Annotated in this window: 19 protein-coding genes; 6 read left to right on the top strand and 13 right to left on the bottom strand. The window is 58.0% G+C overall.

Annotated features, from left to right (window positions below; translation table 11 throughout):
* Positions 1-209 precede the first annotated feature (209 nt).
* The 3 genes from AC1DXU_RS03715 to AC1DXU_RS03705 all read left to right on the top strand — a co-directional run bounded on the left by AC1DXU_RS03715 (position 210) and on the right by AC1DXU_RS03705 (position 4,782).
* Positions 210-2,867: a TrlF family AAA-like ATPase gene (locus AC1DXU_RS03715; protein WP_477364503.1), complete on the top strand. Its 2,658-nt coding sequence runs from the start codon at positions 210-212 to the stop codon at positions 2,865-2,867.
* A gap of 2 nt (positions 2,868-2,869) precedes the next feature.
* The gene (locus AC1DXU_RS03710) at positions 2,870-3,289 is read left to right on the top strand and encodes a GNAT family N-acetyltransferase (RefSeq protein WP_477364500.1); all 420 of its coding nucleotides are present in this window, start codon (positions 2,870-2,872) and stop codon (positions 3,287-3,289) included.
* Positions 3,290-3,636: 347 nt separating this feature from the next.
* Positions 3,637-4,782 carry a restriction endonuclease gene (locus AC1DXU_RS03705; protein WP_477364497.1) on the top strand — a complete coding sequence of 382 codons (1,146 nt, stop codon included), beginning with the start codon at positions 3,637-3,639 and terminating at the stop codon, positions 4,780-4,782.
* A 185-nt stretch (positions 4,783-4,967) separates the two neighbouring features.
* Here AC1DXU_RS03705 and AC1DXU_RS03700 read toward each other — a convergent pair whose 3' ends face one another.
* From AC1DXU_RS03700 to AC1DXU_RS03685, 4 genes are all read right to left on the bottom strand, one after another.
* A complete protein-coding gene (locus tag AC1DXU_RS03700) occupies positions 4,968-6,041 on the bottom strand; it encodes a hypothetical protein (RefSeq protein ID WP_477364494.1) in 1,074 nt (357 codons plus the stop codon).
* A gap of 507 nt (positions 6,042-6,548) precedes the next feature.
* Positions 6,549-8,372 (bottom strand): hypothetical protein, encoded by a 1,824-nt coding sequence (locus tag AC1DXU_RS03695; RefSeq protein ID WP_477364491.1) that lies wholly within the window; start codon positions 8,370-8,372, stop codon positions 6,549-6,551.
* Between the two features lie 351 nt (positions 8,373-8,723).
* Positions 8,724-8,957 carry a hypothetical protein gene (locus AC1DXU_RS03690; protein WP_477364488.1) on the bottom strand — a complete coding sequence of 78 codons (234 nt, stop codon included), beginning with the start codon at positions 8,955-8,957 and terminating at the stop codon, positions 8,724-8,726.
* Between the two features lie 14 nt (positions 8,958-8,971).
* A complete protein-coding gene (locus AC1DXU_RS03685) occupies positions 8,972-9,796 on the bottom strand; it encodes a hypothetical protein (protein ID WP_477364486.1) in 825 nt (274 codons plus the stop codon).
* A gap of 625 nt (positions 9,797-10,421) precedes the next feature.
* Here AC1DXU_RS03685 and AC1DXU_RS03680 point away from each other — a divergent pair.
* Positions 10,422-10,685 carry a DUF982 domain-containing protein gene (locus tag AC1DXU_RS03680; protein WP_477364483.1) on the top strand — a complete coding sequence of 88 codons (264 nt, stop codon included), beginning with the start codon at positions 10,422-10,424 and terminating at the stop codon, positions 10,683-10,685.
* Between the two features lie 71 nt (positions 10,686-10,756).
* Positions 10,757-11,350 (top strand): SOS response-associated peptidase, encoded by a 594-nt coding sequence (locus AC1DXU_RS03675; RefSeq protein WP_477364480.1) that lies wholly within the window; start codon positions 10,757-10,759, stop codon positions 11,348-11,350.
* Between the two features lie 180 nt (positions 11,351-11,530).
* Here AC1DXU_RS03675 and AC1DXU_RS03670 read toward each other — a convergent pair whose 3' ends face one another.
* Positions 11,531-12,286 carry a hypothetical protein gene (locus AC1DXU_RS03670; RefSeq protein ID WP_477364477.1) on the bottom strand — a complete coding sequence of 252 codons (756 nt, stop codon included), beginning with the start codon at positions 12,284-12,286 and terminating at the stop codon, positions 11,531-11,533.
* A 157-nt stretch (positions 12,287-12,443) separates the two neighbouring features.
* Here AC1DXU_RS03670 and AC1DXU_RS03665 point away from each other — a divergent pair, with 157 nt between their 5' ends.
* Entirely contained in the window at positions 12,444-12,905 is a 462-nt protein-coding gene (locus AC1DXU_RS03665; RefSeq protein WP_477364474.1) for a hypothetical protein, read from the top strand.
* A 409-nt stretch (positions 12,906-13,314) separates the two neighbouring features.
* Here the strand turns inward: AC1DXU_RS03665 and AC1DXU_RS03660 are convergent, their stop codons facing one another.
* The 8 genes from AC1DXU_RS03660 to AC1DXU_RS03625 all read right to left on the bottom strand — a co-directional run bounded on the left by AC1DXU_RS03660 (position 13,315) and on the right by AC1DXU_RS03625 (position 26,676).
* Complete coding sequence (locus AC1DXU_RS03660) at positions 13,315-13,605, bottom strand: ribbon-helix-helix protein, CopG family (RefSeq protein ID WP_477364471.1); 291 nt, start codon at positions 13,603-13,605, stop codon at positions 13,315-13,317.
* Between the two features lie 436 nt (positions 13,606-14,041).
* Positions 14,042-14,503, bottom strand: coding sequence for a hypothetical protein (locus AC1DXU_RS03655; protein ID WP_477364468.1), 462 nt, complete (start codon positions 14,501-14,503; stop codon positions 14,042-14,044).
* Between the two features lie 184 nt (positions 14,504-14,687).
* A complete protein-coding gene (locus AC1DXU_RS03650) occupies positions 14,688-19,367 on the bottom strand; it encodes an AAA family ATPase (protein WP_477364465.1) in 4,680 nt (1,559 codons plus the stop codon).
* A gap of 1 nt (position 19,368) precedes the next feature.
* Positions 19,369-20,724 carry a hypothetical protein gene (locus AC1DXU_RS03645; RefSeq protein ID WP_477364462.1) on the bottom strand — a complete coding sequence of 452 codons (1,356 nt, stop codon included), beginning with the start codon at positions 20,722-20,724 and terminating at the stop codon, positions 19,369-19,371.
* Positions 20,717-22,270 (bottom strand): hypothetical protein, encoded by a 1,554-nt coding sequence (locus AC1DXU_RS03640; RefSeq protein WP_477364459.1) that lies wholly within the window; start codon positions 22,268-22,270, stop codon positions 20,717-20,719. Before AC1DXU_RS03640 ends, AC1DXU_RS03645 begins: the two co-directional genes overlap by 8 nt.
* Positions 22,271-22,323: 53 nt before the next feature.
* Complete coding sequence (locus AC1DXU_RS03635) at positions 22,324-24,378, bottom strand: Druantia anti-phage system protein DruA (RefSeq protein ID WP_477364456.1); 2,055 nt, start codon at positions 24,376-24,378, stop codon at positions 22,324-22,326.
* 269 nt (positions 24,379-24,647) lie between these two features.
* On the bottom strand, positions 24,648-25,331 hold the full coding sequence (locus AC1DXU_RS03630) for a hypothetical protein (RefSeq protein ID WP_477364453.1): 684 nt from the start codon (positions 25,329-25,331) through the stop codon (positions 24,648-24,650).
* Positions 25,324-26,676, bottom strand: coding sequence for an FAD-dependent oxidoreductase (locus tag AC1DXU_RS03625; RefSeq protein ID WP_477364450.1), 1,353 nt, complete (start codon positions 26,674-26,676; stop codon positions 25,324-25,326). Before AC1DXU_RS03625 ends, AC1DXU_RS03630 begins: the two co-directional genes overlap by 8 nt.
* Positions 26,677-26,691 lie beyond the last annotated feature (15 nt).

Here is a 26,691-nt window from a genome sequence, read left to right as displayed (position 1 = left end):
GCCAACTGGAAATCGGGACTGCGCCTCAATCAGAAGTCGAAGCCGTCGCCGCCTCTTCCCACAACCGGACGCCAAGAAGGGCACTGCCGACGTTTGGTCCAGGCGCAGATGGCACGCCTCGGCGGGCGCGGCAGCACGCCCAACATACTGGATTTATGAAGATAACGATCCATATCGCGCGGCGCTTCTGGGTGTGATACTTGTGCGAAATGCTCCACGATCAAAAGAAGGAAAATAGCTTCGAAACATTCTTCCCTAACGGTTCCGCCTGGGTCCGGGTAGACTTCCATCTGCATACCAAGGCCGACAAGGAATTCGCCTATACAGGGCAAGACAACGATTTCGTCAGCGCATACATCGCTGGCCTGGAAGCCGCAGGCATCCGCCTCGGCGTGGTCACCAATCACAACAAGTTCGACCTCCAGGAATTCAAAGCTCTAAGAAGAGCCGCGAGGCAGGAAGGCATCGGCCTGCTCCCGGGCGTCGAACTGTCCGTCAAAGATGGAGGAAATGGTGTCCACGCCCTCATCGTGTTTTCCGATGAGTGGCTCGAAAACGGCCACGACTTTATCAACGCGTTTCTCGGAAACACCTTCAGCGGCCGCACGCCAGCGCAGTACGAAAACGAGAATGCCCGCTCGAACGAAGACATCGTTTCAACTCTAAAGACCCTTGAGCAGTTCAACCGCGATTTCCTCGTTGTATTCGCCCATGTTGAGGCATCTAGCGGGCTCTGGAACGAGGTCAAAGGCGGGCGAATGCAGGAGCTGGCCGCCAATCCGCTCGTGCAGAAATACTGCCTCGGCTTTCAGAAGGTCCGCACGCACGATGTGCCGGATCGAGTCGGCCGAACGAAAGTCAAACAATGGTGGCCGCAATACCCGGCGGAAGTCGAAGGTAGCGACCCGAAGAGCATCGAGCAGATTGGCAAAGGCGAGCACACCTTTCTTAAGCTCGGTGACCTCACCTTCGAGGCCGTGAAGTTCGCTCTGCGCGATTTCGAGTTCCGCGCAGCAGGCGCTGCACTCAAACTGACACACGGCTATATCGAGGCCGTACGCTTTGAAGGCGGGCTGCTGGATGGTGTCCGTATTCCGCTCTCGCCGCACCTCAACTGTCTGATTGGCATCCAAGGCAGTGGAAAGTCATCCGCCCTCGAATGCCTTCGATGGGCGCTCGACATTCCATTCGGCGATAGACCCCAAGATCGAAAGTACAAAGAAGACCTAGTTCCGTTCGTACTGAAGAGTGGCGGTCGCGTTATCGTCGAGGCGGTTGATCACCTCGGATCAAAATATGAGGTTCGCAGGATCTTGGGACACGACCCGGAAGTCTACCTGAACGGCGTCCTACGGAGTGGAGTCGCCGTCAGACAAAGTGTGATCCGAAACCCGCTCTACTTCGGGCAAAAAGACCTCTCGGCCGCAGGCCAGGATTTTGGAAAAGACCTGGTCGAGAAGCTAGTCGGTGAATCTCTGCGGTCTATCCGTGAGTCGATTGCGACTAAGGCTGGTGAGCTTAAGTCTGCGGTTACGCTACTGCAGGCGATCCAAACCGACACCGAAAAACTTACCGGTTTTCGCCAGGAGCTTGCTGCCCTCGAATACCAGATCGAACAGTTTGACAAGCATGGTGTGAAGGACAAGCTGGAAAAGCAGCTTGCCTATAATCAAGACGCCTCGTTCGTAACCTCAGTCGATGAAAAGGCGGAAAGTTGGAGTGAAGCCGTCGGTGATCTAACCGACGAGGGCATCGAGCAGCTCGATGCCCTCGCTGTCCCCGGCTCAAAGTACAACGCCGCTTTCTTCACCGACTACGCGCTAGCTCTCGCCGAACTGAAAGCGTCTGTAGCCTCGATCAAGGCTGTTCAAACAGCCATCGACACCGTCCGCGACAAGCTTGGCGAAAAGCACGCCGCTCTGAACGGCACGATCAGTGGTCTCAAGGAAGAGTTTGCCTCCGTTGAGCGCGAGCTTCTCGAAGCGCTCGCCGACAAAGGTGTTACCGCGCTTCAGCCCGATGACTATCTCAAGAGCACTGACCGAAAAACGGTGATCGAAGGGAAGATCGCTGAGCTCGTGACCGCAACCTCTAAGGCTGCGGACCGTAGAGAACTCGTCGCCAACACGAGCAGTGCGCTCAATGAAAAGTGGCTCGAAGAGTATCGGGTGACGGCCGCCGCCCTCGACAAGATCAATAATGTCCAATCTGAGCTAAAGATCACCCCGACGTTCAAGGGCGACAAGAAAGCCTTCACGATGCGGCTAGAGGCCGCCCTCAAGGGTAGCAGCGTACGAAGTGAGAGCATCGAAGCCATCTGTGGAAAGTACGTGGACTTCGCGGCTATCTACGCCAACCTCGACGAGGCAGCAGCCTTGGCGAAAGGACGTGCAGATGCTTTTCGTGAATACTTCCTGAGGGCGCTGCCCACGCTCCTGACCTTCCAGGTGCCCAACACCTACGAAATCAACTATCACGAACGCCCTCTACGTTCACATTCCCTCGGTCAGCGTGCCTCCGCGATGATGCTCTTTTTGCTGAGCCAGCAGGAACACGACCTCGTTCTCATCGACCAGCCTGAAGACGACCTCGACAGTCAAACGGTTTACGAAGAAGTTGTGAAGCGCATCCGCAAGATCAAATCCAACAGGCAGTTCATCTTCGCGACCCACAACGCAAACTTCCCGGTACTGGGAGACTCGGAGTCTGTCTCCGCATTCAGCGCATCCGATGACAGGATTGCCGTTTCCTCTGCCAGCATCGACGCCGCCGACACCCAGAAGCTAATCATCAGGATCATGGAAGGCGGGCCCGAGGCGTTTGCGCGCCGCAAAACAATCTACGAACATTGGAAGGCAGGGCTATAGCAATGGAGCGGACACACGCTTCCCAGATTGCCGAGCAGCTGAATGCGCAGAACCAACTTGCGATAAAGTACGACGCCCAGCGTGTTCTTGATCATGCGAACGAGTACGTAGTCGACCTCTCGGAAGACGGGCGCGTCGTGTGCTGTGCTCAACTCAAGCGCGTGCAGTGGTATCAGGCCGAGATTTCGCACGTGACCACACATGTGGATTTTGTTCGCCAGGGTCGAGGCGGACGATTGATAGAAGCGGCAGAGCACCGCGCGCGTAAAGATGGGGCACGTTTGCTTCAATGCACGGTACGGACCGAAAATAGTCCGAGCGAGGGTATGCTCGCAAAGGCCGGATTCCAACGTGGCCCGACGTTTGGAAATCCTCAGACCGGAAACAGTGTGACGGTCTGGAGCAAAGCGCTCTACTCCTGAGCAACCTGTTCGGGACGGCCAAGGCAATCAGCGGAAAGTGCGCTCAGGGCCTTGTCGATACCCATTTCGCCAAATTGGTGCTGGAAGCGGCCAGTCCGCTTCCCGCCCACTGCGGTCTTTCGAGAACTGGCGGCGAATGACCGCTACGGCGCTTCTACGCCGTTCTGGGGGTTCGTGTGCCCTTTCCGTTCAACAACGTTGATCCGCAGGCCGGACGTGCCCAGGGCTATCCATTCTGGATAGCCCGGCGCGTCGCCGGGCGGTTGCTGGTGTGGCTTCAGCGCGGCTTCACTAGGAGCGAGGACGCTCCCCCGCTAGCTTCGCCGAGTTGATTTTGAATGCAACGAATGATCTATGCCACGTCCATGACCCGTGCGCTAAAGGAGCAATGGAGCCAGCCGCTGCCGGCCGGGTACGTGCGCAACACGCCGGTGCTGCAGAATTTGTTGGCTGCCCTTGGCGATGGCGATCCAATCATCGAGCTGGTCGGCGCTCACGGCACCGGCAAGACTACCTTGCTGCAGTCGCTGATGCACGACCGGCCTGAACGCTTCGATGGTGCGATTGAGCATTTTGGCGGGAGCCCGGGCTTTCCACTCGTGGATGCCGTCGATGTCATCGCCGAAATCTTCCGGAGTTCCCGCGGGCGAAACCTCCTCATCATCGATGAGGGCGAGCGCATGGACAGGGGCGACCTGCTCGAAGGCATCAAGCGGCTCGGCACTGGGCCATGGCGTTTCGCAGCCATCATCGCCACGACGGAGCCGCTCAACGTTGGCCGACCCGTATACATTACGCCGCTAAGCTACGAGGATATGGGGTTGCTGCTGGAGGCCCAACTCGGGCAGCCCTTGCCCCACGAGGTGCTCGGAAAGCTCTGGGCCGCGTCCCAAGGTGTACCGCGCCTCGCCCATATTCTTGCCAATGAATGGCGCGCGGGCAGCGTGCGCAACTTCGACGCCCTGGCGGACCTGTTCAACCCGCTCGCCCTACCAGGCTTGGTCGACCCTTACGGGCGACCGCTATCGCGGGGCAGCCACGAAGAAAAGACCATCATCTCGGACGTCCGCTTCGTGAGCGACGCGCTGCTTAAAGCGGTGGGCCAGGATCCGGATCTGGTCCATGCACTGACGCCACGCGAGTTCGAAGAATTGTCCGCCGAATTGTTCCAACGACAGGGCTACAAGGTCACGATCACGCCGCAAACCCGTGATGGCGGCAAGGATCTCTATCTGGCTAAGGCGGACGGCTTCGGGTCGTTCCTATATATTGTTGAGTGCAAGCGTTACGCGCCGGACAACCCGGTCGACGTTGGTGTCGTCCGCGCGCTTTATGGGGTGGCTCAGCATGAGCGCGTCACTGCAGCAATGACGCTTACCACGTCTTATTTCAGCAAGGACGCGGCGGATTTCGCCGCCGAGATCCAGTATCAGCTGACGCTTAAAGATTTTATTGGTTTGAAGCTATTACTCACACCTTATCGCGATAGCTGATCTACGAAGCGATCGCGCGAAATAATCTCGACCAGGACACGTGTCGCGCGTGGATAAGCGCGAATATCAAGCCCTGATATCGTGAACCGTGCATGGCTTTGCCTCCGGCTCATCGTCGCTCCCAATTTCGTCGGTGCCTTCGCGAGGTCCTTGCCGCGACAGAACCACTTCGGGCCATACAAACCTCAGACGATAACCAACCGATTGGCGTCATCGATCAAGTAGCGTGCTGTCTTCTCACCGACGGGCGAGATCGCGGCGACGATGGGTTTTGGGTTCCACAGGTTCCAAAAGGGTCCACTGAGCTGTTGCCACGACGCGAACGGCAACTGAACGACCAGCTCGGCCACTGCGGTGGCGGCTTCCTGAACCCACGGCCGCTCGTGGGGCATTGCATATACCCGGTCGGCGCGTTTCAAGATCTCGGTTCGCAGGTCAATACTTGAAATTGGCGCCGTCGCCGCGCTGGAGACATCAACGGCGGCGAGGGCGATGGCGGACAGAACTGCAAGATCCATGTGATCCCGCCGAAGGTTTGGAAGCAGCTGCGACGCTGTCGATCTATCCTCGTATTTCGCCAGGATTTGGATGAGGTGCCGATAATCGCCGTCCCACACACCAGCATTTAGAAAGTCGCCCTCAATAAATCGGTCGTACACTGTCGGATCGAAATGTTCCTTACCGTAATAGAACGAGCCGGCCGCCAGCAGGTCTGCCTTCATGGCGTCCCACTCGAGACCTTTGATCCAGACGACATCGAGGTGGGTGGCGAAGATGTCATCGGGAAGCGGGAGGCTGACGTACACCTCGGTGACGCCGCCGGTATAGACATCATAGGCTGATACCCACAATAACCGGCTGATCACCCTTTCGACCGGGGCGGCAGTCACTCCGATAGCTGCGTCGATCAGCGCCTGTACGGCAACGCGCCCAGCACCAACAGTGTCAGCGGCGCGCTTTAGGCGCACGGGAACGCTCGGATCATGCTTGGCGTGATTGTAGAGCTCGCGGAGGGCATGCAGCTGGCCGCGCGTGGCTTTATCAACGCCGTTTGCCTTGAGGCGATTGATGAGGCTGTCGAAAGTGTCGCTGGGGACCGCGTTGGGAAAGAGCGCAGACTTAAAGAACCGTTCCACCCGAGACCCGAGACGCTCGACGATACTCCGGAGAGCGACATCCTCATAGTGTTCCAGTCGAAGCGCATCGAGGGCCGCACAAGCCTCATCGAAAGCAACGACAATTTCCTCACCACGCGTCAAGATCGCTCGCATCCTAGTTCCCTGTTGCGTCCTGCCCCGAGATACGCTTCCGGTATCAAGCGGTCATCCTTATGGCCGGCATGACCTGTTTGTCTTCGCACTATTCCGCAAACCGAGAATGGTCGGTTCTAGCACACCATCCGCCGGGTGCAGGAGGAAGCGAACGAGTGCGGCCTTTCCGGACCCGTGGTCGAGTGCGTCGGCCTTGGCGAAGCCACTAAAGGCGTCATTCTCCGTTCGCGGGCCAGGAAATACATAGGCGGGGGACGGTGCTTTCTGCGTTCCTCGATATACTCGACCAGAGGGATACCGATGGGACGGATGGAAGCTCCTTGCTTACTGTCGATCAGGCACAGGCAACTGGAATTCGTGTCGGTCCTCCGACTACATGAGCTTGATCGTCTCGGTTCGGGGGCGGCTGGTCAGGGCGATCTGCCGGATGAGGTGCACCGACGTCCGGCGTTTTTCATCCGGGGCGGCTCGCTGCCATCAGAATGCCGCCCAGCGTCACTCGCGCCGCACCAATCGGAGCAGACGAACCAGTTGGTGAGCATCCACCAACTCAACGGGTGTGCTGTTCAGGCTGGCCAAACCAGCGATACCATCCTGATCAGTTACGAGGGTGATTGTCTCGTGGCTCGCCAGAAGTTCGACAATGGGAGCGAACAGGGACGTTGACTGCCCCAGCTTTTCCACTGCGATCCACTCCCGCAAATGCCGGCGCTTGACTCTTCCCCTGACAACATTGTCGATGAGAACGAAGTCTAGGTCGTCATGCTCAGGAGCATCGAGCAGGCTCCAGAACCAGGCACTCTCGAGAATTGATGACATTGATGCCGAGACGTCGAGTGCGATTGCGCAGCTGGTTGTTAGTGCCGTGCTGGCGGTCGCGTAGGTTACCGGTTCGCCCACGACGCTGCGTACCAATTGGCGAAACGTCGCCTTTGCTGCCGGGACATCTGGGTTGAAGTCTCCCAAGACGGTGCAGCGGTCCTTGTCTGCGCCCCAAAGCCCAGCATAGTCGCCGGTGGCTGGACCATAGTTTACCAGCACAATCTTGGCCTGGGGGTGTGCTTTGGCGTAGTCGGCGAGCGCCGCTCCAAAATTTGTGGTCGACTCTTTCTTGTAGTGCTTTACCTCAACCACGAGCACACACGTGGCGTCCGTGGTATCACGCGTCCAGATGCCGAAATCCGGTTGCGTAGCGTTCTTCCGAGACTTGCCGACCGGGTTACTGAGCGGGCTCCTACGTTCCGCGTAGAGACTGAGCAACGGGCGTGAGCTTGCAATATCTGCTAGCCGCGTCTCGGTGAAGGCAAAGCGAAGCGCTCCACCGTCATGATTGATCGTGACGTCGTGGTCTTCGAGGGCGTCCATGACCTGCGTCGCTACCCAGACACCATAAAACTCGTACCGACGTTTCCATGCGGGAAGAGAAAGGATCCGCTCGAGGAATTTGACCTCGATCGTTGAGCTGAAACGTCTGCGCCCAAACGGGGCATAGGTCCGTGTGAGTTCGGCACCGAAGGCCGCTTTAGTGTCATCTGGCTCCGCAAGCAGATTGGCCAGATACAGAACTTCGGAACGAAGCCAGTAGTCAGTTTCAGACTGAGCGATGGTCCAAGGATGAAAAGCGTCGGATGGGTCCGAGCGATGCGACCGGGAACGATGCTCTTCCAACATTGCGTCCCTGGACAGGCCACGCTCGCGTATAACGTGCAAGGCCGCCATGATCACTTTCGCCGCCTCGTCCAATCCAGGCGGTTGGATTTCTGGAGATAAGCTCCGCGGGAGCGGCAGATAATACCCGGCGTCATAAGCAGCGAACCATTCATCCACATCTGGCACGCCAATCACGTTGAGACCGCCAGCTTCTGTTTTCCTCGTGCGCCAGTAGTCATAGTCGCCCAGCTTCAGCCGCGCGTTGTTTAGCGCGAATGCGTCTGCCTCGCTGAGAGCGGGAACATCAATATCGAAGTCAATCGAATTCCACGCTTCCAGAAACTCCTCAAAATGCTTGAATTCGGCCATCTCGTCGCCGACGCTGACTCTCCATTGGGCTTGGCCATCGCGTGCGCCGGCCTTCTCAAAGAAAGCGAGGATGTCACGAAACATTTGGGCGAACGGTTGGATCGTTGCCAGAAGGGCCGTCACGAACTGAGCAACTGGCGTCTTGGTCAATGCCTGTTCCAGACTCTCGGCGCCCGGATCGATCCGCTGCTTGAGCTGTGCAAGCAGGTCTTCGTCGCGGCCAGTCGGTTCCAGGCCGCCGATTGACGCCAATGCCCGCCAAGCGCTCAGACTATCGCGGTAGATCTCCGCGTTGCTCATTTCGCATACCTCTCAAGGACAGTTGCGTCAGCGCCGCGAAAGCGAGTCCTTCCGAATGACCTCCGGGGGGTGACTGTTATGATCATCTATCGTCCGTCGTCTTGGTCACGGCGTAGAAGTGGCCCCAAGACGTAGCGTCGGCTCCCGCTGCAGGAGGGCGCCTGGTTGCTGAGGGCCTCGGCCCGTAGCCGGGACCTCGCAAGATGTCGGCGGCAATACAGATTAGCCGAAGCTAATTCCATCGCAGCCGCTCGTGCCAAGGGAGGCCATTGTGCGCCTCCCGTTGGCGGCCGCAAACTGAGAACCTTGTTCCCTTCGGAGCCCAAAGCGCATTTAGTCCAAGCGCCAGCCTTACTTGACGCTAAATCCCTTCTGTTCCAGCTGAAAGAGGGTGTAGTAGCACTGCCCCGCACGGCAGACGCATCCTGTTCCGCAAGACGCTCCATCCATCTTTCCGGCACATGGATTTAGGTTGGCGACCAGAGTATCCAGCGGAAAATAGGCCCTCCCGTTGATTTTTACACGCAGTTCTTTGTCCAGGGACAGACCTGCTCCGTCGTCGCCATTCTTTTCATCTTTGCCCATCTACAAATCCCTTTCTATCTTGCCTGACTGCTAATGGACGCAGCCGTTGCTCCAGCGGTGAGGGCTGCGTCGTGTTGAACTTGCGCTTGCAACGAAAGTTCGGCCGGCCCCGCAGGGCTCGCCGCCTTTGCAAGAGGGCCCAACGTAACAATAACGGTGCTCGTCTTCACGCGGCTCGCGCCCAGGAACGGGCCGCTTGGATTTGCGGTGAACTTAGTGAGCTTCCACGTCGGCGTAACATTTCCAGTGCGAGTGGCTACAAATGTAAGCGTCTCCTGGAATACGCTGAACTGCGGATAGTCGATGGTCTTGGTCGTGGCTACGCCCCCGCCCGCTATCGTTGCCTTATCGTAGATAAACTCGTCGATCTTCAAATCGCTCTCGACTCTCGCACCCGGCGCGAGAACCGAACAATCGAGACTGCCACGCGCTTTGCGCGTGGCCAGCGCATCCTCCAGAAGAACTGCATTCTCAAGGGTGAACGTTATCGCCTCATTTCTTGTTGCCTTCTCTGACGAACTCAAACCGGCGCCAAGAGTGAACAACTTGGAGGCCCCAATCGGATCCGAGTACGTCAATCCTGGGCTTAGATTGGATGCCTCCTCCCAGATCAAATTGAGGGAGATCGTGGTACCATAGCCAGCAATCCAAGGAATATGGCCGGTATTGACCGCATCGTAGATTCCCTTCGTGATCTCGCAGCGAATATTGGCAATCACGTTGCTTTCAAACTTGCCGCTTCGGGAACGGCCCTGCGCATCCACCGCGTTCGCGTAAAACAGCTCCTTTTGGGGCACGTTCAGGCCGCACCCCGCCATCCAAATCGGCATCACAGCCAAGCATGAGGCCGCTGAAATCCTATTACGCAAAGACTGTCCCTCCCGTGCTATCGATTTATAGAGTCTGTCCTGACTTATTCGTAGTCAGAACCGAGGCCAGCGTTGACCTCGGAGTCACTTTGGCCGCCAACCGTAGAGTGCGTGAAGAACGTCTTTGGGAATCGAATCCCGGCCGGTCCGCCAAGTTGGGAATCCGAAGAACTAATCCGGAAATACGAATCACAACTTCAGGGTGCTTGGACTGAACGCTCAATAGCGCCAAATTCATAAAGGCAGAGAAGCTGCCCGGCACCTCTGTTCTGAGAGCAGATCGATTCCCTGTGTCCATTTTGGACATTGTTCCCCAGACGTCCTGCCACAATACAGTCAAAACTCGACCTTGAACACTCGCATATTATCTGAGTTCGCTCTATTGCTCATCCGGTTCAACAGTTCGCCGCTATTTAGCGGGCGTTAAGAAGAATTCTGAGTTGAACGGCATTGTGGCTGCACCGAGCGCCGACATATCACCGCCGATTTCGGAAACGATTGCTCCGAAGTCAGAGGTCACCGGGTCTTCGGCTCGCATAAAGGGAACCTATCGCTTCATCTCGAATTGAGTCGCGTTCGGGTTCGGGAGGTTAGCGTGCAAGACCAGCGATTTGAAAAGCCTGTTCACGTTGCGCTCGGCAGGTCGAGGAACACGGTCTACACTGTGGACCGAGTAGCCCAGGCAGCGGACATCTTACTGAACCGATGGCCGGCGATAACGGGCAAGAAACATGTCGCTGCCCGCAAAGCCTGCCTTGGCGTACTCGAAGGCCTGAAAGAAACCCGCGACGCCCGCAAGGCCTTCGTTGAGGCCGCAAAGGAGGCAGACATCCTCGTTGAGCGGGAGCCGTTCAGTTGAGCGCCGAACCGCTTCTCATCGTGTCCTCGATAGCCTTACTGTAAACAGGTCGCCCAGGTCCGGAGCCTCCCATGTGCAACGATTACGAACAGCATGTACTCTGGGCTGAATATTGCCGGATGATGGCGTCACTGGCGCTCAAAATCCCCAGCCACCAAACCGAACTTGATTTGCCCCAGGCGGATGACGTCCGCATCAGTGACCCGGCGCCAATAATGCGTGCTGGTGATGACACGATCGAACTGACATCGATGACGTTCGGATTTCCGCCGACTGGACCAAAAGGCGGGCCGGTGTTCAACTTCCGCTCCGAAGGCCGGCAGTTCGCCAATAGCAAACGCTGCCTCGTTCCCGCGTCCGCGTTCTTCGAGTTCACAGGCACGAAATATCCAAAGGCGAAACATCGCTTCACGCTCAACGGCTCTCCCTTCATGGCCGTCGCAGGGCTTTGGCGTGACGCTGCCGGTAACAAGCCGCCCACCTTCACCATGCTGACGACCGATCCTGGGCCGGATGTCGCCCCATATCACAACCGGCAGGTGGTCGTTCTTCGGCCCGAGGATTGGGCGGCCTGGATCAATCTAACAAAGCCTGAGGCTGAGTTGCTGCGTCCGCTTCCCGCTGGATCGCTCTCGGTGGAGACAGTTCGCCCCGAAAGCTCGTGACTTAGCTGCGCAAGATCTCTGGTACGTTGAGCGGCCCGAGATCGAGAACCGGCGCGTATTCGCCCGTGCGGCGCCAGACGCCTCGCGCCTTTCCATTTTCCCGATCCGGCAGCGCAATCTGGTGTGGCCAGTCGCGGTCAATGACCGATGGCGTTGGTGAGCCACGACTGCGTTTGACCACTATTCGAAATGCATGGACTGGCCGCGCATCATTGCCAGCGTCAGCGCGATTGCAGGATTTGCCGGTGGCTTCTCCATATGCAACGAGCCGTCGAAATCACGCCATGCCGCCATGCGCAACTCATCACCGTCATCGCTGGCCGCCGGGTCGAAAACGTGGGCATCACAGGGATCTCGGTCAATCTCGATTGTCCAGTCCTTGAGTGCCTTGCGAGCCATCTCTTCCACCTGGGCAAGGTCGCTGGTGAAGAAGGGGATACGATCTCCGTCTTCCGAAAGCGGCTCAACCCGGTCCAGCATCGGCCGCTCGGGAACCCAACCCAGAACGAAAGCAATATCGAAATCGATCTGGCGGTCCGGCCCGGTCGTGATCTCCAGCCGCTTGACGACGACAGGATAGAGCTGCTTCCGCTCCGGCCAGGTGTCTGGAATCGCCTCGGCTTGCAGCTTCGTGCGGGGAACATTGATCAGTTCCATGACCTGATGGTGCGGAACTTTGTCCTCCGGCCAGCCCGCACAACATGCAGCCGACGCAGCCTCGTCGGCCTCCAGCCAGACGGTGGCGGCCCGGTCCTCGTCCTCGGTAGGCTTGTCGTCTTCTGGAAAGCCTTTGATATCCCACCCTTCCGACGCAAACAGCCCTTCCGCGCCTTGCAAAGCTGTAATGCCGGCCCGTGCAAACACTGCTTCAGCTGCCGCGATGCCACGCACGAGCTCTTGGGGTGTTGCTCCCTCGATGTTCAAGCGAAGTTCCATGGTTCGCCTCCTATGACCCAATCCTGTCAATGTGAACAAAATGAGAACAAAGAGTCAAGCAGGCTCTTGACGGGAGAGGAATATGTTCCTTATTTCAGCGTGATCTGGAGCAGCAAAGGACCATGGCTCGGCGTCAATCGCGCTGGCCGGCGAAGCTATGGCAAAAACAGCGGAAGACAATTTTCGGATCGAGGTTTGGGATCGCGACGAGCAGGCGCTGTCGGAAACCATCTCGCGCTCTCCGGATTCAATGGTGAGTCAGGCAGCCTGGCAGGCCGCCATCCGGCGCCGGCCAGGCATGCTGCTGATCCACTACAACAGCCGGCATGTGATGGAGAAAATCTTGACGCCAGGCGAGGTGAAGATTCCGCCACAGACCATCATCGACGGCAGCGTTCACGCCGGTCTTGATGTGGCGCTCGGAGATCTTCGCGAATGGCATGTGTTGCGGGCCTGGTGCAGATCCTGTTCGCACCATGCGACGGTAAAGCCTGCCGGGCTCATCGAGCGCTATGGAAAGGGTGCTCTGTTCAGTTCGGTCGAGCGCGCGCTTTTCTGTACGAGTTGTGACAGGGGCGGGCCGGTCAGGTTGGAAATTCACAAACTTCCACGCAATTGAGGGAGCTGAAGAGACGCAACTTTCTCCGGGCCAACTCGGGCTGATACTGGCCAATTCTATCGCATCGCCGATCTGCGGCCGGATTGCCGAGAAGCGGAACTGCGCGCCATCTCGGGCGGTCGACTTCCATCCTGACGCAAGACATGCGGACCGCCGCGGACGGGGACAGTCGGTCCCGCGTCCCGTCCTGCGGCCGGCGCTATGCTGACGCTCCTACGGCTGTCCCGTTCACCGCCCGCGGCGGGGGCGAATTTCCTCCGTCCTGCGCGCGACAACGTCCACTGTTGCGGACGCGCAGGACTGCGGTTTATACGCCGTTCTTCCTTAGAGCGCCGACGGTTGTCGGCGCGGAGATTGACCAGTGAGCACGCGTCGTCTGGAAAGACGAATGAGGATGGCCCCATCATCACTACGCACTCCCGTCGGTTTTGCTCTCCTCGTCGATCATGCGCACGGGCAGATAGGCGTTCGTCTCCAGCCACTCGCGCAATACAATCTGTATGAGGTCAGATCGGCTCACTCTCATCTCAGCCGCTATGGCGTTGAGTGCATCCTCAGTCGCCGGCTCCAGGGACACGCCGGCAACATTCCTGAGCATCAACGCCGCGCGACGAAGGATGATTTGCAGTTCCGGCCGCGACATGTCCGCTATGCGATCTGCTGCGCTTTCAAGCTCCCCAGCAAAAGGTATGCGAGTCATTGTCGGCTGCGCCGCCGCTCGCTGCGCCTTTTTGCTTTTTCCAGCTCAACGGCGATGTAGGCGGCGGCGTCTTCTGTCGCTCGCCTTGTGTTCTCACGCTGCCGTGCCAACTCCTCTGGGGGGTAGTAAAGTTCGGAGACAGTTGCGGAGACGGTACCGTCCGTGGAAAGCGGTTTCCATTCCTCCTCCCCGGTTTGGGCCAACCGTCCCTTTGTCAGCGCCAGCACAAATGCAAAAGGTGAACGTCGCATCTAGCCAGGATTGCGGAAACCGTACGCGAGCGCAAGCCATGCTGCATCTGCTGCCGGAATTGCCGAAATGACCTGGAGAGCGGCGCCGGGACGACTCGAAAGTCATCTTACAGACCGGGACAGCCGATCCCCCCAATGCGAATTCCGTGCTCGTCATTGCCGCGCCGCCCTTTGAGCGATCCGCCTCATTTTTGATCGCCTATCCACTCTTGGATCAGATGCCAGGCGTCCTCGTAGCTCTCTGGGTTGTCGATCCGAGACAGCGAGACCTTTCCCCACAGATCGGTCACGCTTTGGGCAGCTCGGACAATCTCAACAGGGAAACAGTAGAACCGGGGTGGTCTCCTCCCGTCGTCAGGGGCTCGCGTGGGCGCTCGTCTGAATCTATATCCACGATTCAACGCGGCGAGAACGACAAAGTCGCAGTCAAAGTTCTTTATGGCGAAAGAGCGATCGTAATCGGTTGCCCATCGGCTCTTCACCTGAATCCGCGCCGACCGACCCGTCGAAGGGTCTAGCGCAACCAAGTCATAGCCGGCGAAATTCGTGTATGCCTTAAAGCAGTGGAGCCCCTCGACCAACAGCAGACCGAGAACCATGAACTCAGCGCCCTCTGCCTCAAGCTTGGTGTTCTGCCGCTCGCCCATCTCATTTTCTCACCTGCCGCCACGGTCATCGCGTTGCCATTCTCGCGCAGCGCACGACCAAACCCCCAAATGATCCCTGTGACCTTCCCATGATACCGGAATGGCTCGCTCACAAGGGCCAGTGTCGGGAGATCCTTCGAAAGCACTTTGAAAGCGTTGCCGTAGTTGTTTCAGGCCTTGAACGTTATGTTGTTCGGCGCGAGATGCGATCGCGGAAATCCGGAACCACCGGCGCCGACAAGTAGCGGCGTCCATCAGAAGTAAGACTCCTGCCGCCCGGTCCTACCCGGATCAGATCGAGTCGCGTGAGATACTCGGAAATCTCCACGAAATCTCCGCGATTTGAAATACCGAGACCGCGGCGCACCTCCTCTTCTGACGTTGGACCGCGCGTGCGTAGCAAAATGAGATATTCGCGATGGGTTGGGGTCAGACCGTTCCTGTCAATGGAATGAGTGTTTTCGAACCAGCTTGAAACTGCATCGGACGTCATCAGGCGGGATACGTCCGCACGGCTTGGAACATCCCCCAAGGCGCTTGCAGCGACCCCATAAAAGCTCGCGACCAACGGCTCGAGAATGTTCACGGCTGGGCGAGGCGCGCACTGCATGCGCGCTGCTATTTCTATGCATGTCTCACGGCTCAACGCCGCGCCATCAAGCTTCTCTTTAGAATGGAGCCAAACAATCCCAGCCAGTTCTTCCAGCGTGTAGGATCGCAAAGTCGTGCGATCCGGCCGGCTCAAAAACGCCTCAGTCAACTTGCCTGGGTCGGTAGTGGCGAGCAGGAATACTACTCTAGCGAAGCTATAGACAGTGTTGCCCACGGTCGTGTTGCGACGCTCATCAAGGGCGCTCAACAACACAGTCGCGACGGATCCCGCGATCGCGTGCACCTCGTCGATGAAAATCAGGCATGGCTCGACCTCAACCGTTCCCGTTGCGCGGCGTGGGACTTTTTTGTGCTCTACGAGTCGATCGATGATCATGTCAGGACGGCGAAGATCCGCCCCGTTGAAAATGATCGGCTCCAACTTAAGCACCTGCTCGGCAATCCGACGAGCAAGAGTGGTCTTGCCCACGCCCGCTGGTCCGACAAATAACTTGTCGAGAAAGCGCTCACCCCAGCCCAGCGCCTTTTGCGCCTGATTCACCAGCTCGCGAGCAACTTCATATTGTCCGATCATGCCGAGCGCGTTCACCGCGGGCGGCCATTCCAGTGGATCGACGGGTTCTATGATCAGGGGCGATTGAGCAGGAACTTCAGATTGCTCACTCTTCGGCTCGGCCATTTCCGTTGTTACCGGCTGCACCGCCTCTTCACGGCCAATTGTTGCGTTCGCCAACTCAGCTTCTTTTTCGGTCCCGCCGCTGGCGGGCGCTTTGGGTCTTATTGGCTTGGTAGGCTTAGGGCCTGAGGATGTATCGTCCGGTGGCGCGCGCCCCGGCAGCGGTGGTGTCTGCTGTTCTTGAGCGATTAGCGACTCCGCCAGCGGCTCGGTAATCGTGCGCAGCACTATGGGGATTGCCGTGCCGGGGAGCACGGTTGAACGTGGCGACTCTGCGGAGCGCAATTTGACCAAAACGACCTCGCCATCAATCCGGACAACGGGTCGTTCACTCGTGTTACCAAACAATTTTTGAAGCCAGGGACCCCAGGCCAGGCGCCGCGCACTATCTTCGGCCTCGGTGCTCCACCTGCCCGAGGCAGCGCGTACCAGGACCTCTTTCAACATTTCAGACCGTGGGGCGCCGAAGGGGCCGTCGCCCGCAACGGCGTTAGCGAGAACCGCAGCCGTACTCTGTATCTGTGCCACAGCCCGTGCGACCAGCGCCGCCTCGTCAAATAGGACAGTTTCCTGTGTTGTCTTCACCTCTATGGCCGTCAGCCGGAACGCGCCATCAGGATCACGGCGCACCGACAGCAAGTCGCAGCGTTCGGCCCCCGCTCTTACGCCCAATTTGAGCCACAGCCTCGCGATCTTGCCATCGACGGACGCAATCAATGCGTCGGGGTGAGAGCGTCGCAGATCGCGCGCAGCGAGCAGCATGCCTACAAAGCCTAAGACCTTGCCATTGTCCGGCTGTCCCGATTGCTTCTTGATCATATCGAGCAGACCGGCCCCCACCAGGTTGACGCCTTGACGCAGGATGTCGCCAAGGCCATCGGGCGTGACCGTCAAGTTGCAGGACTGGAATGCCGAATACATAAGGTTCGACAGTCGGCCATAATCGGCCGCACTGAGCAGGAGCTGTCTGTGGCCTTCCTTTCGCTCAAGCAACCGCACTGAACGCATGCCGGTTTCGGTCGGCAGCGCGCGATCGGCGAGAAGCACCCAGCGCGCGATGGGCGCATCGCCAAGTACAAGCTTGTCAATCGTCGCGCGGAGCATGTCAGCATCGGCGGACGCCACCATCGTGCTGTCTCGCTGCTCCTGTTCAAGCTCATGGATCATCAGGACGAAGTCAGAGAAGGGTGGCTCTCCCGGATGAGGGCTGAGACTGATGTCGCCAAGAAATTCGTCAACGACGATCTCGTAACGAATGCAAAATGGGCTCATCGGCAGGAACCGTTCTACCCTGCGTCGCCGTACTGAGATCGCAGACTCGTCAAATATTGCTGCAATATGGAATGCCCTTTCGCTCAGGGCGCCATCGACCAGATGCTGCAGGCTGTCGGCAGCCACAGTCTGGACACGAAGATCAAATCGGCCGGCCGCAACCTTCTCATAAATGAGATCCTGAGCCCGGCCCTCAAGTGTGGCGGCAGCGACCAGACGGTCCTGGTGCCCCGAACTTGCTAGAATCGTCACTTCGATCCCAGGCAGGCGATTCACATTGTTACGTCGCTCGTCCAGAAGCCTCGCAATGCGTTCGAGCAATTTCGAAGGCTCTGGCGGATTGATCAGAGCCAGGCGAAGCGGACGCGGATGGTTTGGGTACAGCAGCACATAGTGATCGATCGCCAGGATGAGCGTATCCACACCATCAGCACTGCTGACAGCGTTGTGCAGATTTTCGAAAGTCGCCATACCCCAGATTGTGTTTGCGACAGGAAGGAGCTGGTTCAAACCACGCCCGTCAGGGGTCGCGCCAGTGCGGATAACCCCCAGAAACTGCTCCGGCCTTTTAAGTTCCGCGATGAGAACGGCTCGATCGGCCTCGTCAAGGGTGCTTGTCTGGGCAAGATCCTTCAGGACCTCACCAAGTCGCTGGTAGCGCCACAAATGCAGCGGATGGAGAGGCAACATGACGGACTTGGCGCTGACGCCGCCATCGGCCCGCCGAATACGGACTTGAACGATGTCGAGCGACAGGATCCCATCAAGGGTCGCTTGCGCCCATTCGCGGGACCGCTCCCAAACCAGCCTGTAGTGGCGCTGAACGTTTCTAAACAATTCAGAGGCTGCAGCCAAATAGGCCTTGCACATCTCGCGGCTTGTCGGATGGCTGTCGAGCCATTCACGAGGGTGTATCGTGAGCGGCTGTACCCAACTTGCCAAGTCAGCGCGCCGCGCGACAAAATCCTTCCATGTGTCTACGAGCGGTCGCGAACATGCTTCACGCACGGCGTCGACGGTATCCCATTTTTCAAGCAAGTTCTCAATGGAGCGCACCTGCCCGTTGTGGCGCCAGATGGCCTCGACATCCAGGAACGTGGGGTCGAACTCGACATAGCGCGCCAGCGCCTGCGGCAGATCCGCGACGTCCGTTTCTATCAGACCGCCGAACCGGTCCACCGCGCAGAAGGCGGTTACCCATTCCAGCAGTTTCTGATCGACAGGCTCATCCAGGGTTACGGTACCCCGGGATGTTTGCGCGCTCGCGGAGATCCTGTCCCCGTCGAATTCCTCCCATGCCTTGTCGAGAGCAACGCCTATCGCCTCTAGGTCTTCTTCACGTCCTTCTAGCAAGGCATCGATCGACTCTACCGAAAGGTCCGGTTCGCGCTGAGGCGCGCGCCCAATCTCGTCCGCATCATCGACGCTTCCCGCCTCGTCATCCACCGGCCTGTCGAGGGGCAAACGAATGAGCTGCGTTGCGTCTTCGAGAGTCAGCCCGGATAGGGGATCACCACGCCTATGGGCGTCGAGCCGGTCCAATGCTGCGCTGACACTGTCGCGGGTAGCGTCATTGACGTATCGAGCGGCTCGAGCACGCTTCTGACGAATTTCCCCGGGAGACAGGATCGTGACGAGCTCGCCCAGCTGGAGATTGCGCTCCAGCTCCTTGCCAATGTCAGGCTTTTCGAACAGATGGGGGTCCGGGAGCAAACCGAGCGCCGGCAATGCCTCCCTCGGTGCGTCGATTGCACCAGCTGGAGCTTTTGACCACGCTTCCAGAAACGCTGTGATGCCATCCAGCGAGCGCAACGGTTTGAGCGCCAGCTGATCGCTCAGCGCCTGCAAAAGCATGCGATGCTGAGGGGTCGCAGTAAATGCCGGATCCGACTTTGCCCAAGCGAGCAAGTAGGAGGCGAGTTCCGACGATGTCGCGCGCGCGAAGAATCGAAGACCGTGGACGCTCGGGTTATATCCAGTCGCGAGCGCAATGATCCGGGGATGCTGATCCCGCTCATTCCGCCATTCCGTCGCTACGTGCAAATCGGTGGTTATGCCGGCAAGGCCCTGCAGTCCGCCTGACTTTACGATCTCCTTCAATGCGTCATCGTCAACGCCAAATCCTACAAGGGCCAGAGAAAATCCTTCATTGACAAAGCGGGATGATTCGCTGAGCGCCTTTACGAGAATTTTCACGTCGCATCGCGGAAGACCTTCGCGTGCGAAATCATTGTCGCGATCGAGTGCCTCGATGATCCAGCAAGCAAGTGCTTGTGCGACAAAATGCGGTGCCAGACGGGTCATTCTAAATAAGGTCCTCGGCATCAATTGCGCACAACGTCAGACCGTCCGACGGCTCGACCGCAAGACCGAGGCGGACAAGCAGAGCCTGAAAGCTCGCTGCGTTGGGCTGCAGGTCCTCGTCGCTGTCGAGCGGACCGAAACGCTGTGCGCGCAACAGCTGGGCATCCTCGGCATCGGCGCCCACGCAGATGCACCACGTCTCGCGCAGAGCACGGGCCAATTCTGATAGGGTCATGATCTGCCGCGGTCCTATCAAGCTTAAGACCAGCACACGCAGCGTGTCGGCTTGAATCTCAATGTGCTTACGCTTCGCGTTCGCAGCGCGAGGTTGAACAAAGCCAATTCGAACGCCGAGGTCGCGGAAATGATCATCAAGGGTTTGGCGGGCATCGGCGGACGCGGCGAAAACAGCCCAATCACTGGCGGACAATTCGGTCGCCTTTCCATCCCGCTGGCGATCATAGCTCGCCGAAAAGATATCCAGCTGCCTCGCGTAGCTTGCTCGGCTCTGCGCACGAACGCGCGGGTTCGCTCCTTGCAATGCGTCTACTAGCAAAAGTGGGTCTGAGCCACCTCGCTTCATCATGTAGACAAACAGCCAGCTGCAAAGGCCGATGATGAGGAAACGGAGCGCATAGGCAGATCGGCTCGTCTCCAAATTCTGCACCAGCCGGCCGATGGCCGCGGTTTGCGCCTGCATTTCGGATCCAAGGAGCCTCAGCCGATTGCTGTCTAACGGGCCGAATTGCTCATCGTAACGGTCCGCAAATGGCTCATCGAACTCATCGAGCAGTGGCGCTCCCAAGTCTGCAAGAGGCGGCGGTGGGGCTTCCAGCAAGCGTCGGCAGCCTTCTAGAACAGCCTGACCCTCAGCCGTTGCCTCCAGAACCCTCACCACGAACGTTCCAGAGTATCCATGATTTTTCGACTTGTTGGAGACGTACCGGAGCGACGGCGCGCTATAATCCGTCCCGGGCGAGTTATACGGGGCGAAGGCGGCGTTCAGCGCTGCGCCATCGTTGTTATAGGCGGCATTAAGATGGGCGCGAAGCGCGCGAAAATCTTCCGCATCGATATCGCTGCTGAGGCGCTCTAACTCGACCAGCCGAGGGTAGAGCCGATCTGACGGATATTCGTCGAGCAAGTTTTTCTTATCGCGTGGTGCGGCTTTGGGCACAGATGCCTTGTTCAGCAGTTCTAGTTCATACTGCCGCTCAGTCAGCGCGAGCAGAAAGCTCGTGGCAAAATGGACTGGCTTCATCCGCTTTGGCTGATACCCCAGAAACGTCGCATGAACGCGCCGCTCAGCTGCGGCATCTGCCGAGATGCCTTCCTTGGTCCGGCGCGGTTTAAGCATAGCGCTTGACCCCATCATAGCGTTTGCCATCAGCGCTCAGGCTGATCTGGATCACGTCAAGATTTTCGAGGTGGACCGACCAAATCGTGCGAACACCACTATCATCCGCCTTACCGAGCCTTTCCAAGAAGGCATCAAGCTTGTGGATATCGCGTTCCGGAATGAGCTTACGCGGAAGTCCGCGCCCGAGGCGTTTGAGCGTGCGATACAGGGGGAAATCAATCCGCAATTTCGGATGGTTGGCCAGGGAAGGTACGCTAAGGGCAATGTGATCGGGCTGATACTCAAAGCAGCCGGTCAACCTCGAAGGTAGGCGAGGCACATCGACGGAGAACCTGTCGATCGCAATCCGACAGGCTGCGAGAAACGATCGCGAAGGCTGCTCGTGGAACCTGTGACCATTCCACAAATAGAGATGATCCTCACTGCCCGAGAATCTCACTGGGCAGTATGCCGCATTGATGGCGGTGATCAGTTGACTGGCGAGTTGACTGCCGTTTGATCCTCCCGAGAGAAGTTTGCTGAAGTCCTGCGCGTCTGGATCCGCAAGCGCGAAAGCGTAGTGTCCATCACGGTGTTCGAAATAGAAGCGCCGCTTCAACGCTGCAAAGTTTTCTTCATCAAGAAGGGAATGCGGTGCCGGCGCGGGAGGTGTTGCCGCCCATCCCGATCGAATGGGTTCGCCGCGAGACTCCAGGACCACGTCCCATTGCGGATGACTGCATCGGGCGGGATCGACATCGCGCATTGCGACGGTAAGATCGAACCGCGCATCGGCGGCAAACAGCGTTTCGGAATACCAGTCGGAACGCTGATAGTCGAGCTGACCGCTCGTTCCGAAAATCAAGCGGGCGGCCAGGATCCACAATTCTCGCACCGTGGCGCGGTGTCCGACCGACAACAGTCGAGCCATCAAAAATGCCAACCGCTCCCGCACCCTCGGGATACTGAGCAGGGCATGGTTTCGAGCTGCGATAGTATCGCGGTCGACATTTATCATATGCCGCAGCGCACTGTCGTTCAGCAGCGTATCGACCAGACGGCTGAAGAAGTTGGCAGCTAGCGGATTGCGAAGGCTCAGGTCGACTACAATGACATCGCTTCGGGCGTGCTCGTCCGCCGAATTGGCACCGTAGGCCAGCCGGTGACGGCATTGGCGTTCGACCTCCGCGAGCTGCTCGAATCCTTCCTTGACGGAACGCAGCTGAAACAACGGGTATTCGTTCGCTGCCATGCAGAACGGTCGACCAGCCCGTAACGCCCCGCGCCAAGCGTTTAGCACAGGCGTTGGATCGTCGCCACGCATGAGTGCCGTCGCGTCGGGCAGTACTTGCGCACCCGCCGACTCAAGTGCCGGTCGGATACGACGCAGAATATGGGTCTTGCCGTCCCCGGCGTTGCCGGTAAGGATGACGCTTCTTCCCTCTGCGACCTGTTTGGCTACGAAAGTCTCGATCGAGGTGGGCACATGCAGGCGGTCGAACTCCTCCGCAGTTAGAGCTTCAGCGATGGCTTTTGGGCCCGCTGCCGCCAGCGTCGTCCACAACTTGCAGTCACCAGTATCCTCTACCCCCGTAGTCTCCGGGTTCCCGCTCTTAATCACTCAATACTGTCCCCTTGGTCGGTCAGATAGTCGCCCAGCGGTCGGAAACTGTCCACCAGCAAATGCTTTAGAGCTGGCTGGTGGTTGAGCCGGCTCGCAAGCCAACGCGACCGCCAATAGTCTGCTATACGCTCAGTTGCTCCCTCGAAATTGTCCGGGTCGGCGACATAGGACGGAAGGCGACTGGTTCGTTCCATAAGCCAGTCCCGCGCAGCGTCGAACAATGGCGCGGCATATATCAGCCGTCGCTGGCGGTGCTGGAGGAGCTTGTCGGGATCAAAGCCCAGCATTCGAAGGCCCATTTTGAGCTTTCGAAGCTTTGGGCTGGTTCCTTCGCCAAAGACACTGTTGACCTCCTTATATTCATGTGTGCGAGAGAGCAGCGCGTCGATGGAGCGACTTGTTTCGGGAGAGAATTGGACCGTTCCGAATCCCGAAGTCGGTCCGATAGACCGATAGGCGATCTCCGCTTGGTCAGGCGCGATCGTCCCCGGGGGAATACGAAGCCGGTTGTATTGGCTCGACCCGTGGACATAGAGGCTAGTCGTTCCGAGATAGACCAGTGCAGTGTCCCGCGTGACCGGTTGGTTTCGCATTTGTGACGATATGATCGACGGACTGTCGTATGCTCGGCGATAGTCCGCAGCCACCTGGGGGCTCAGCATCAGGAGCGCGACGAGTTTGCCACCGAGCATCCCCGAATAGGGGGGGATCGCACCGCATGTTGTGATTTCCAAGAGATTGGCACCGGCACGTCGCGCCTTCAAAGCTTCGAGCACGATGTTGATTGCGCTTCGTACCTCGTCCTGTTCCAGTGTGGCCATCGCTCTGACCGGATCAACCAGTGCCGACCGATGTTTCTTTAGTGTAAGACGAGCTTGCAGCAACCGCCCAATCGCATGCGCGCGTTTCTTCGCGATGAGCTGCTTTCTGGCCGTGTGCATGCGAGCGTCGATGGAAGCCTTTGCCTCCATCTCGAGCACATTGTCGTCGACGGGCGGCGCATCGTCCATTTCCCAACGCGCCACCTCAAAGGCATCGAGCTCGCCATTTGCCAATTCGCGCAACAGCTCTTCGCGAAGGCGTGCAAACTCCTGTCCGCGTCGCAGAAGTTTGCGTATGATGTGGTCATCCGGCTCAGCAACCTGCTCGGCTGTCACCAAGTTTGTCCATTCGACCTCCCCGAGAGACGTTTCGATCTGTTGCTCCAGCCAGCGGACCTCGGCGTCGAGTGCCATTGCCCCTGATGCAGCTGCGGCTGCGAACCGTGGTCCCAAAGCCCGGCGATGCCAGCCGATGAATGATTCGCGCGTCTCACCCATCTCCAACGGGCAATTGTTCAGCGAGGCGATCCCAATGATCGGCTTCGAGAGGAGCGCATGATCACGAACAAGGTAAAGCAGCTGACGGCCAGGTGTTGGCACCTGTGGAATTGACCACGTATACCGGACATAGCGCCAGATTTCGCGCAGGCTGTGGCCTGTCAACTCGTCCTTGGTGTCGTCAGCGAGCTCAAGCACCGGCTTGACCGCCTTGCTCAGCGCCTCGGTTCGAGCCGTTCCCTCCAGGTCCGCTGCTTTGGCCAGCCTTCCGGCGAGCTCAGAGCCCTCTGTAAAAAGAAGTCGAATGCTCTTCTTGTCGCGGCTGCCAGCCTCCATTCTATGAATGAACGCGCGCACCGCGGGCTGGTCGAGTTGATCCTGCACCAGCGGTCGAAGCTCGGAGCGCAGGATCTCCTTACTGGCGACAATCTCGGCTGTTGGACGACCGCTGACCACCTCTTTGGGATTTTCCAGCGCGAACCCGTATCCCTGTTCGACCAGCTTCCACCGAAGCCTCACGAGATCCATCAGTACGCGGATGCACGCCTCATAGACGAGCCGCTGCTCTCCAAGTTGTGTCGCGCGTTCGCACCACCGCAGTTCACTCGACAGGATTTCTTGCATACTGCCACGGTCGCCTGCCTGTTGAGCCGCTGAGAGCGAGCGGGCGAACTCAGGGAAACGCTCCGCCGGACTCCCGTCGAGCGGTGGGAACAGAGGTACGATCATGCAAATAGGCGGAAATTGCCGCTTGCCGGGCTATACACCATGCTTTGCGCGTGGAGCGATTTGCGTCGCAAATTTTCGATCAGAATCATAGAAGTCAGATAGCATATTATGCTTGGCGCGGCCACCCGCATTGCGCATCCCGACTACAACTCCTTCGACGTCAGCCCCTTGCCGACGCCGAGATCAAAAAGAACGACGCGTGGCGGTGCGCTCGTTGGGCAAGCATGGGCGAGCCACTCTCGCAGCCTGCGACACACGATGTGTTTTCTTCAAGCCACCGCAGCCTCGTAGTTGAACGAGAAAACCTCCGAGAAGCTTGGCGGCTGAATCTTGGGTAGCGCTTCCTGCACTGGATAGACGCCCCCTTTTCCCTGTATAGGGTCCCCTTTTTGAAGCGGAAAGTTTCGTAGGGCCGGGAACGGTTCCTTCTGCAATGAGTCGAAAAGCCGGCACAATCCCCGGCTCATGGCGACGATCCGATTAACGCGCTCATCGTCCGCGAAAAAGTTCAGTTGGTGGCAATCGGCGTACAAAATCAGCACGACCTGTTTCTGCGGACCCAAAAATGGGATCGCGAGATAAGAGCTCGGCACGGCATGAAGATCGCCCTTTTCCGCGTCCCGGAGTTCGGCATGTAGCGCCTTAAGGTCTGGATAGTGCTTGGTGCGCCATACCTGTCCGTTGCCGTAAGAGGCACCGATGATTCGATCATCGACCGGGAAAAATCGACCGACTTTACCCCGTCCATCCACTCCGCTTTCGGCCAGATATGCACATACCTGCTGCAGATACCCGTCGCCTTCGCGATTCACGGCGCGGTGCATGGTAATGCGAAGACCAGGGACATTGCCGTTCTCCAGCAGGTATCCGTCAACCGCTGCCAAAAAAGGAAGAACCGCCAACTGCGAAGCAGGTGGCACGGGTTCTGGATTTCGATATAGATTCTCAGCCATCATCTAATCCTCTTTGTTGTTCAGGACTTGGAAACGCGCCTGGGTGCCATATCCGGCGAGGCAGTTGCTCGCGCTTTTCCTTCATTTCAAGCAATCGAGCCTCCACGGCATCGTAGTCAGCTATCATGTCTCGGAGGTGACCGAGCGTGTTCGCTCCATAGCGACATAGGACGTTCTCTTTTGGAATCCCCGTGGTGACAACTGCTTTCTCGAGCTCCTGGAAATTGAGCGAAAACCCACCGCTGCGGAAAAGAAGGAAGGTCATAAGTCTGTTGAGAATGGAGCTATTCTGCCCAAATATGTCGGAAATCCTCTTGATGTTTCCGTCTCTCCCGCGGAGGTGAAGAACGACAGACGTATCCTTGCGTACTCGATTTGATATTTCTCTTCGAGCCTCAGAGAAAAGCTGATCTTCGGATTGCACAAGAAAATCATAGATATTGGCGCTATTACCGAGTCGATCGAGCTCAAGCTGCAATGTCTCTTCAAGTTTTTCGAGCCGCGAACCAAACAGTTCATATAGGATGGTATCTTGCCGGAATCGCTCGACAGTCAATCTGCACAGGTCGACCAACGCGCCATCACCGAATCCCGAGATAAGATACCGACGCTGACTGCCGTCCAAAAGAGGCTGGCCCAGTTGCTCGTTCCGCCAATATGAAGTGAATGGAAAAGGCGAGGTTTCGGTTTCCAGACCGAACCCACAAGCTATGATGATGCAATCGAATGTCGTGCTTCGTCCTTCGCGCCTATCCAGATGAAAGTGCGCTCCCTCTCGGGTCGTGCGCGTCGCCACATAGTCGATCTGCTTGCGGGCAACATCCAGCTGAAAGTTTTGCGACCCAAGAAATACCGTCAGACGGTCAGGATCGGCTGCGAACGCGCTACAGAATTCTCCAAATGAGCGAAGAATCGTTCTTGCGACATCGGATGCTCGTCCTTCTGACCAATTGAGGACGGGCAACGACGCCCCAGGCGCCCTACTACCATATTGCGGCCAATCATAAATTCGGGGATGCAGCCAACGCCCATCTGCGCCCTGTTGAAGGGGATCAAGATCCCACAACCGCTCAAACAAAGTGACCTTTGTGGAAGCGTCAAAACGCGCGAGAAGACACGCGGCAACCGTAAGGCCAGCGATGCCGCCACCAACAATCGCGATGTTTCCTATCGGGTTTGTTCCACGCCTCTCCCATAGCGCCCAAGCCAGGTTGTGTGCCCGCACCTGTTGATTATAGACCGTGACGCCCCGCTCAAGGCTACCAAGGAGGTAACAGCCGTCGCTTACGCGGTAAGCAGCGTCAATCTCATCGGCTTTCTTTTGACTATCGAAATCTGATGGCACGGTCGCTTCCGCGAT

The organism is Mesorhizobium sp. P3_A10 (genome assembly GCF_056403175.1).
The sequence above is the reverse complement of the archived record's forward strand: the minus strand, read 5'-3'. Positions and strand labels throughout refer to the sequence as shown.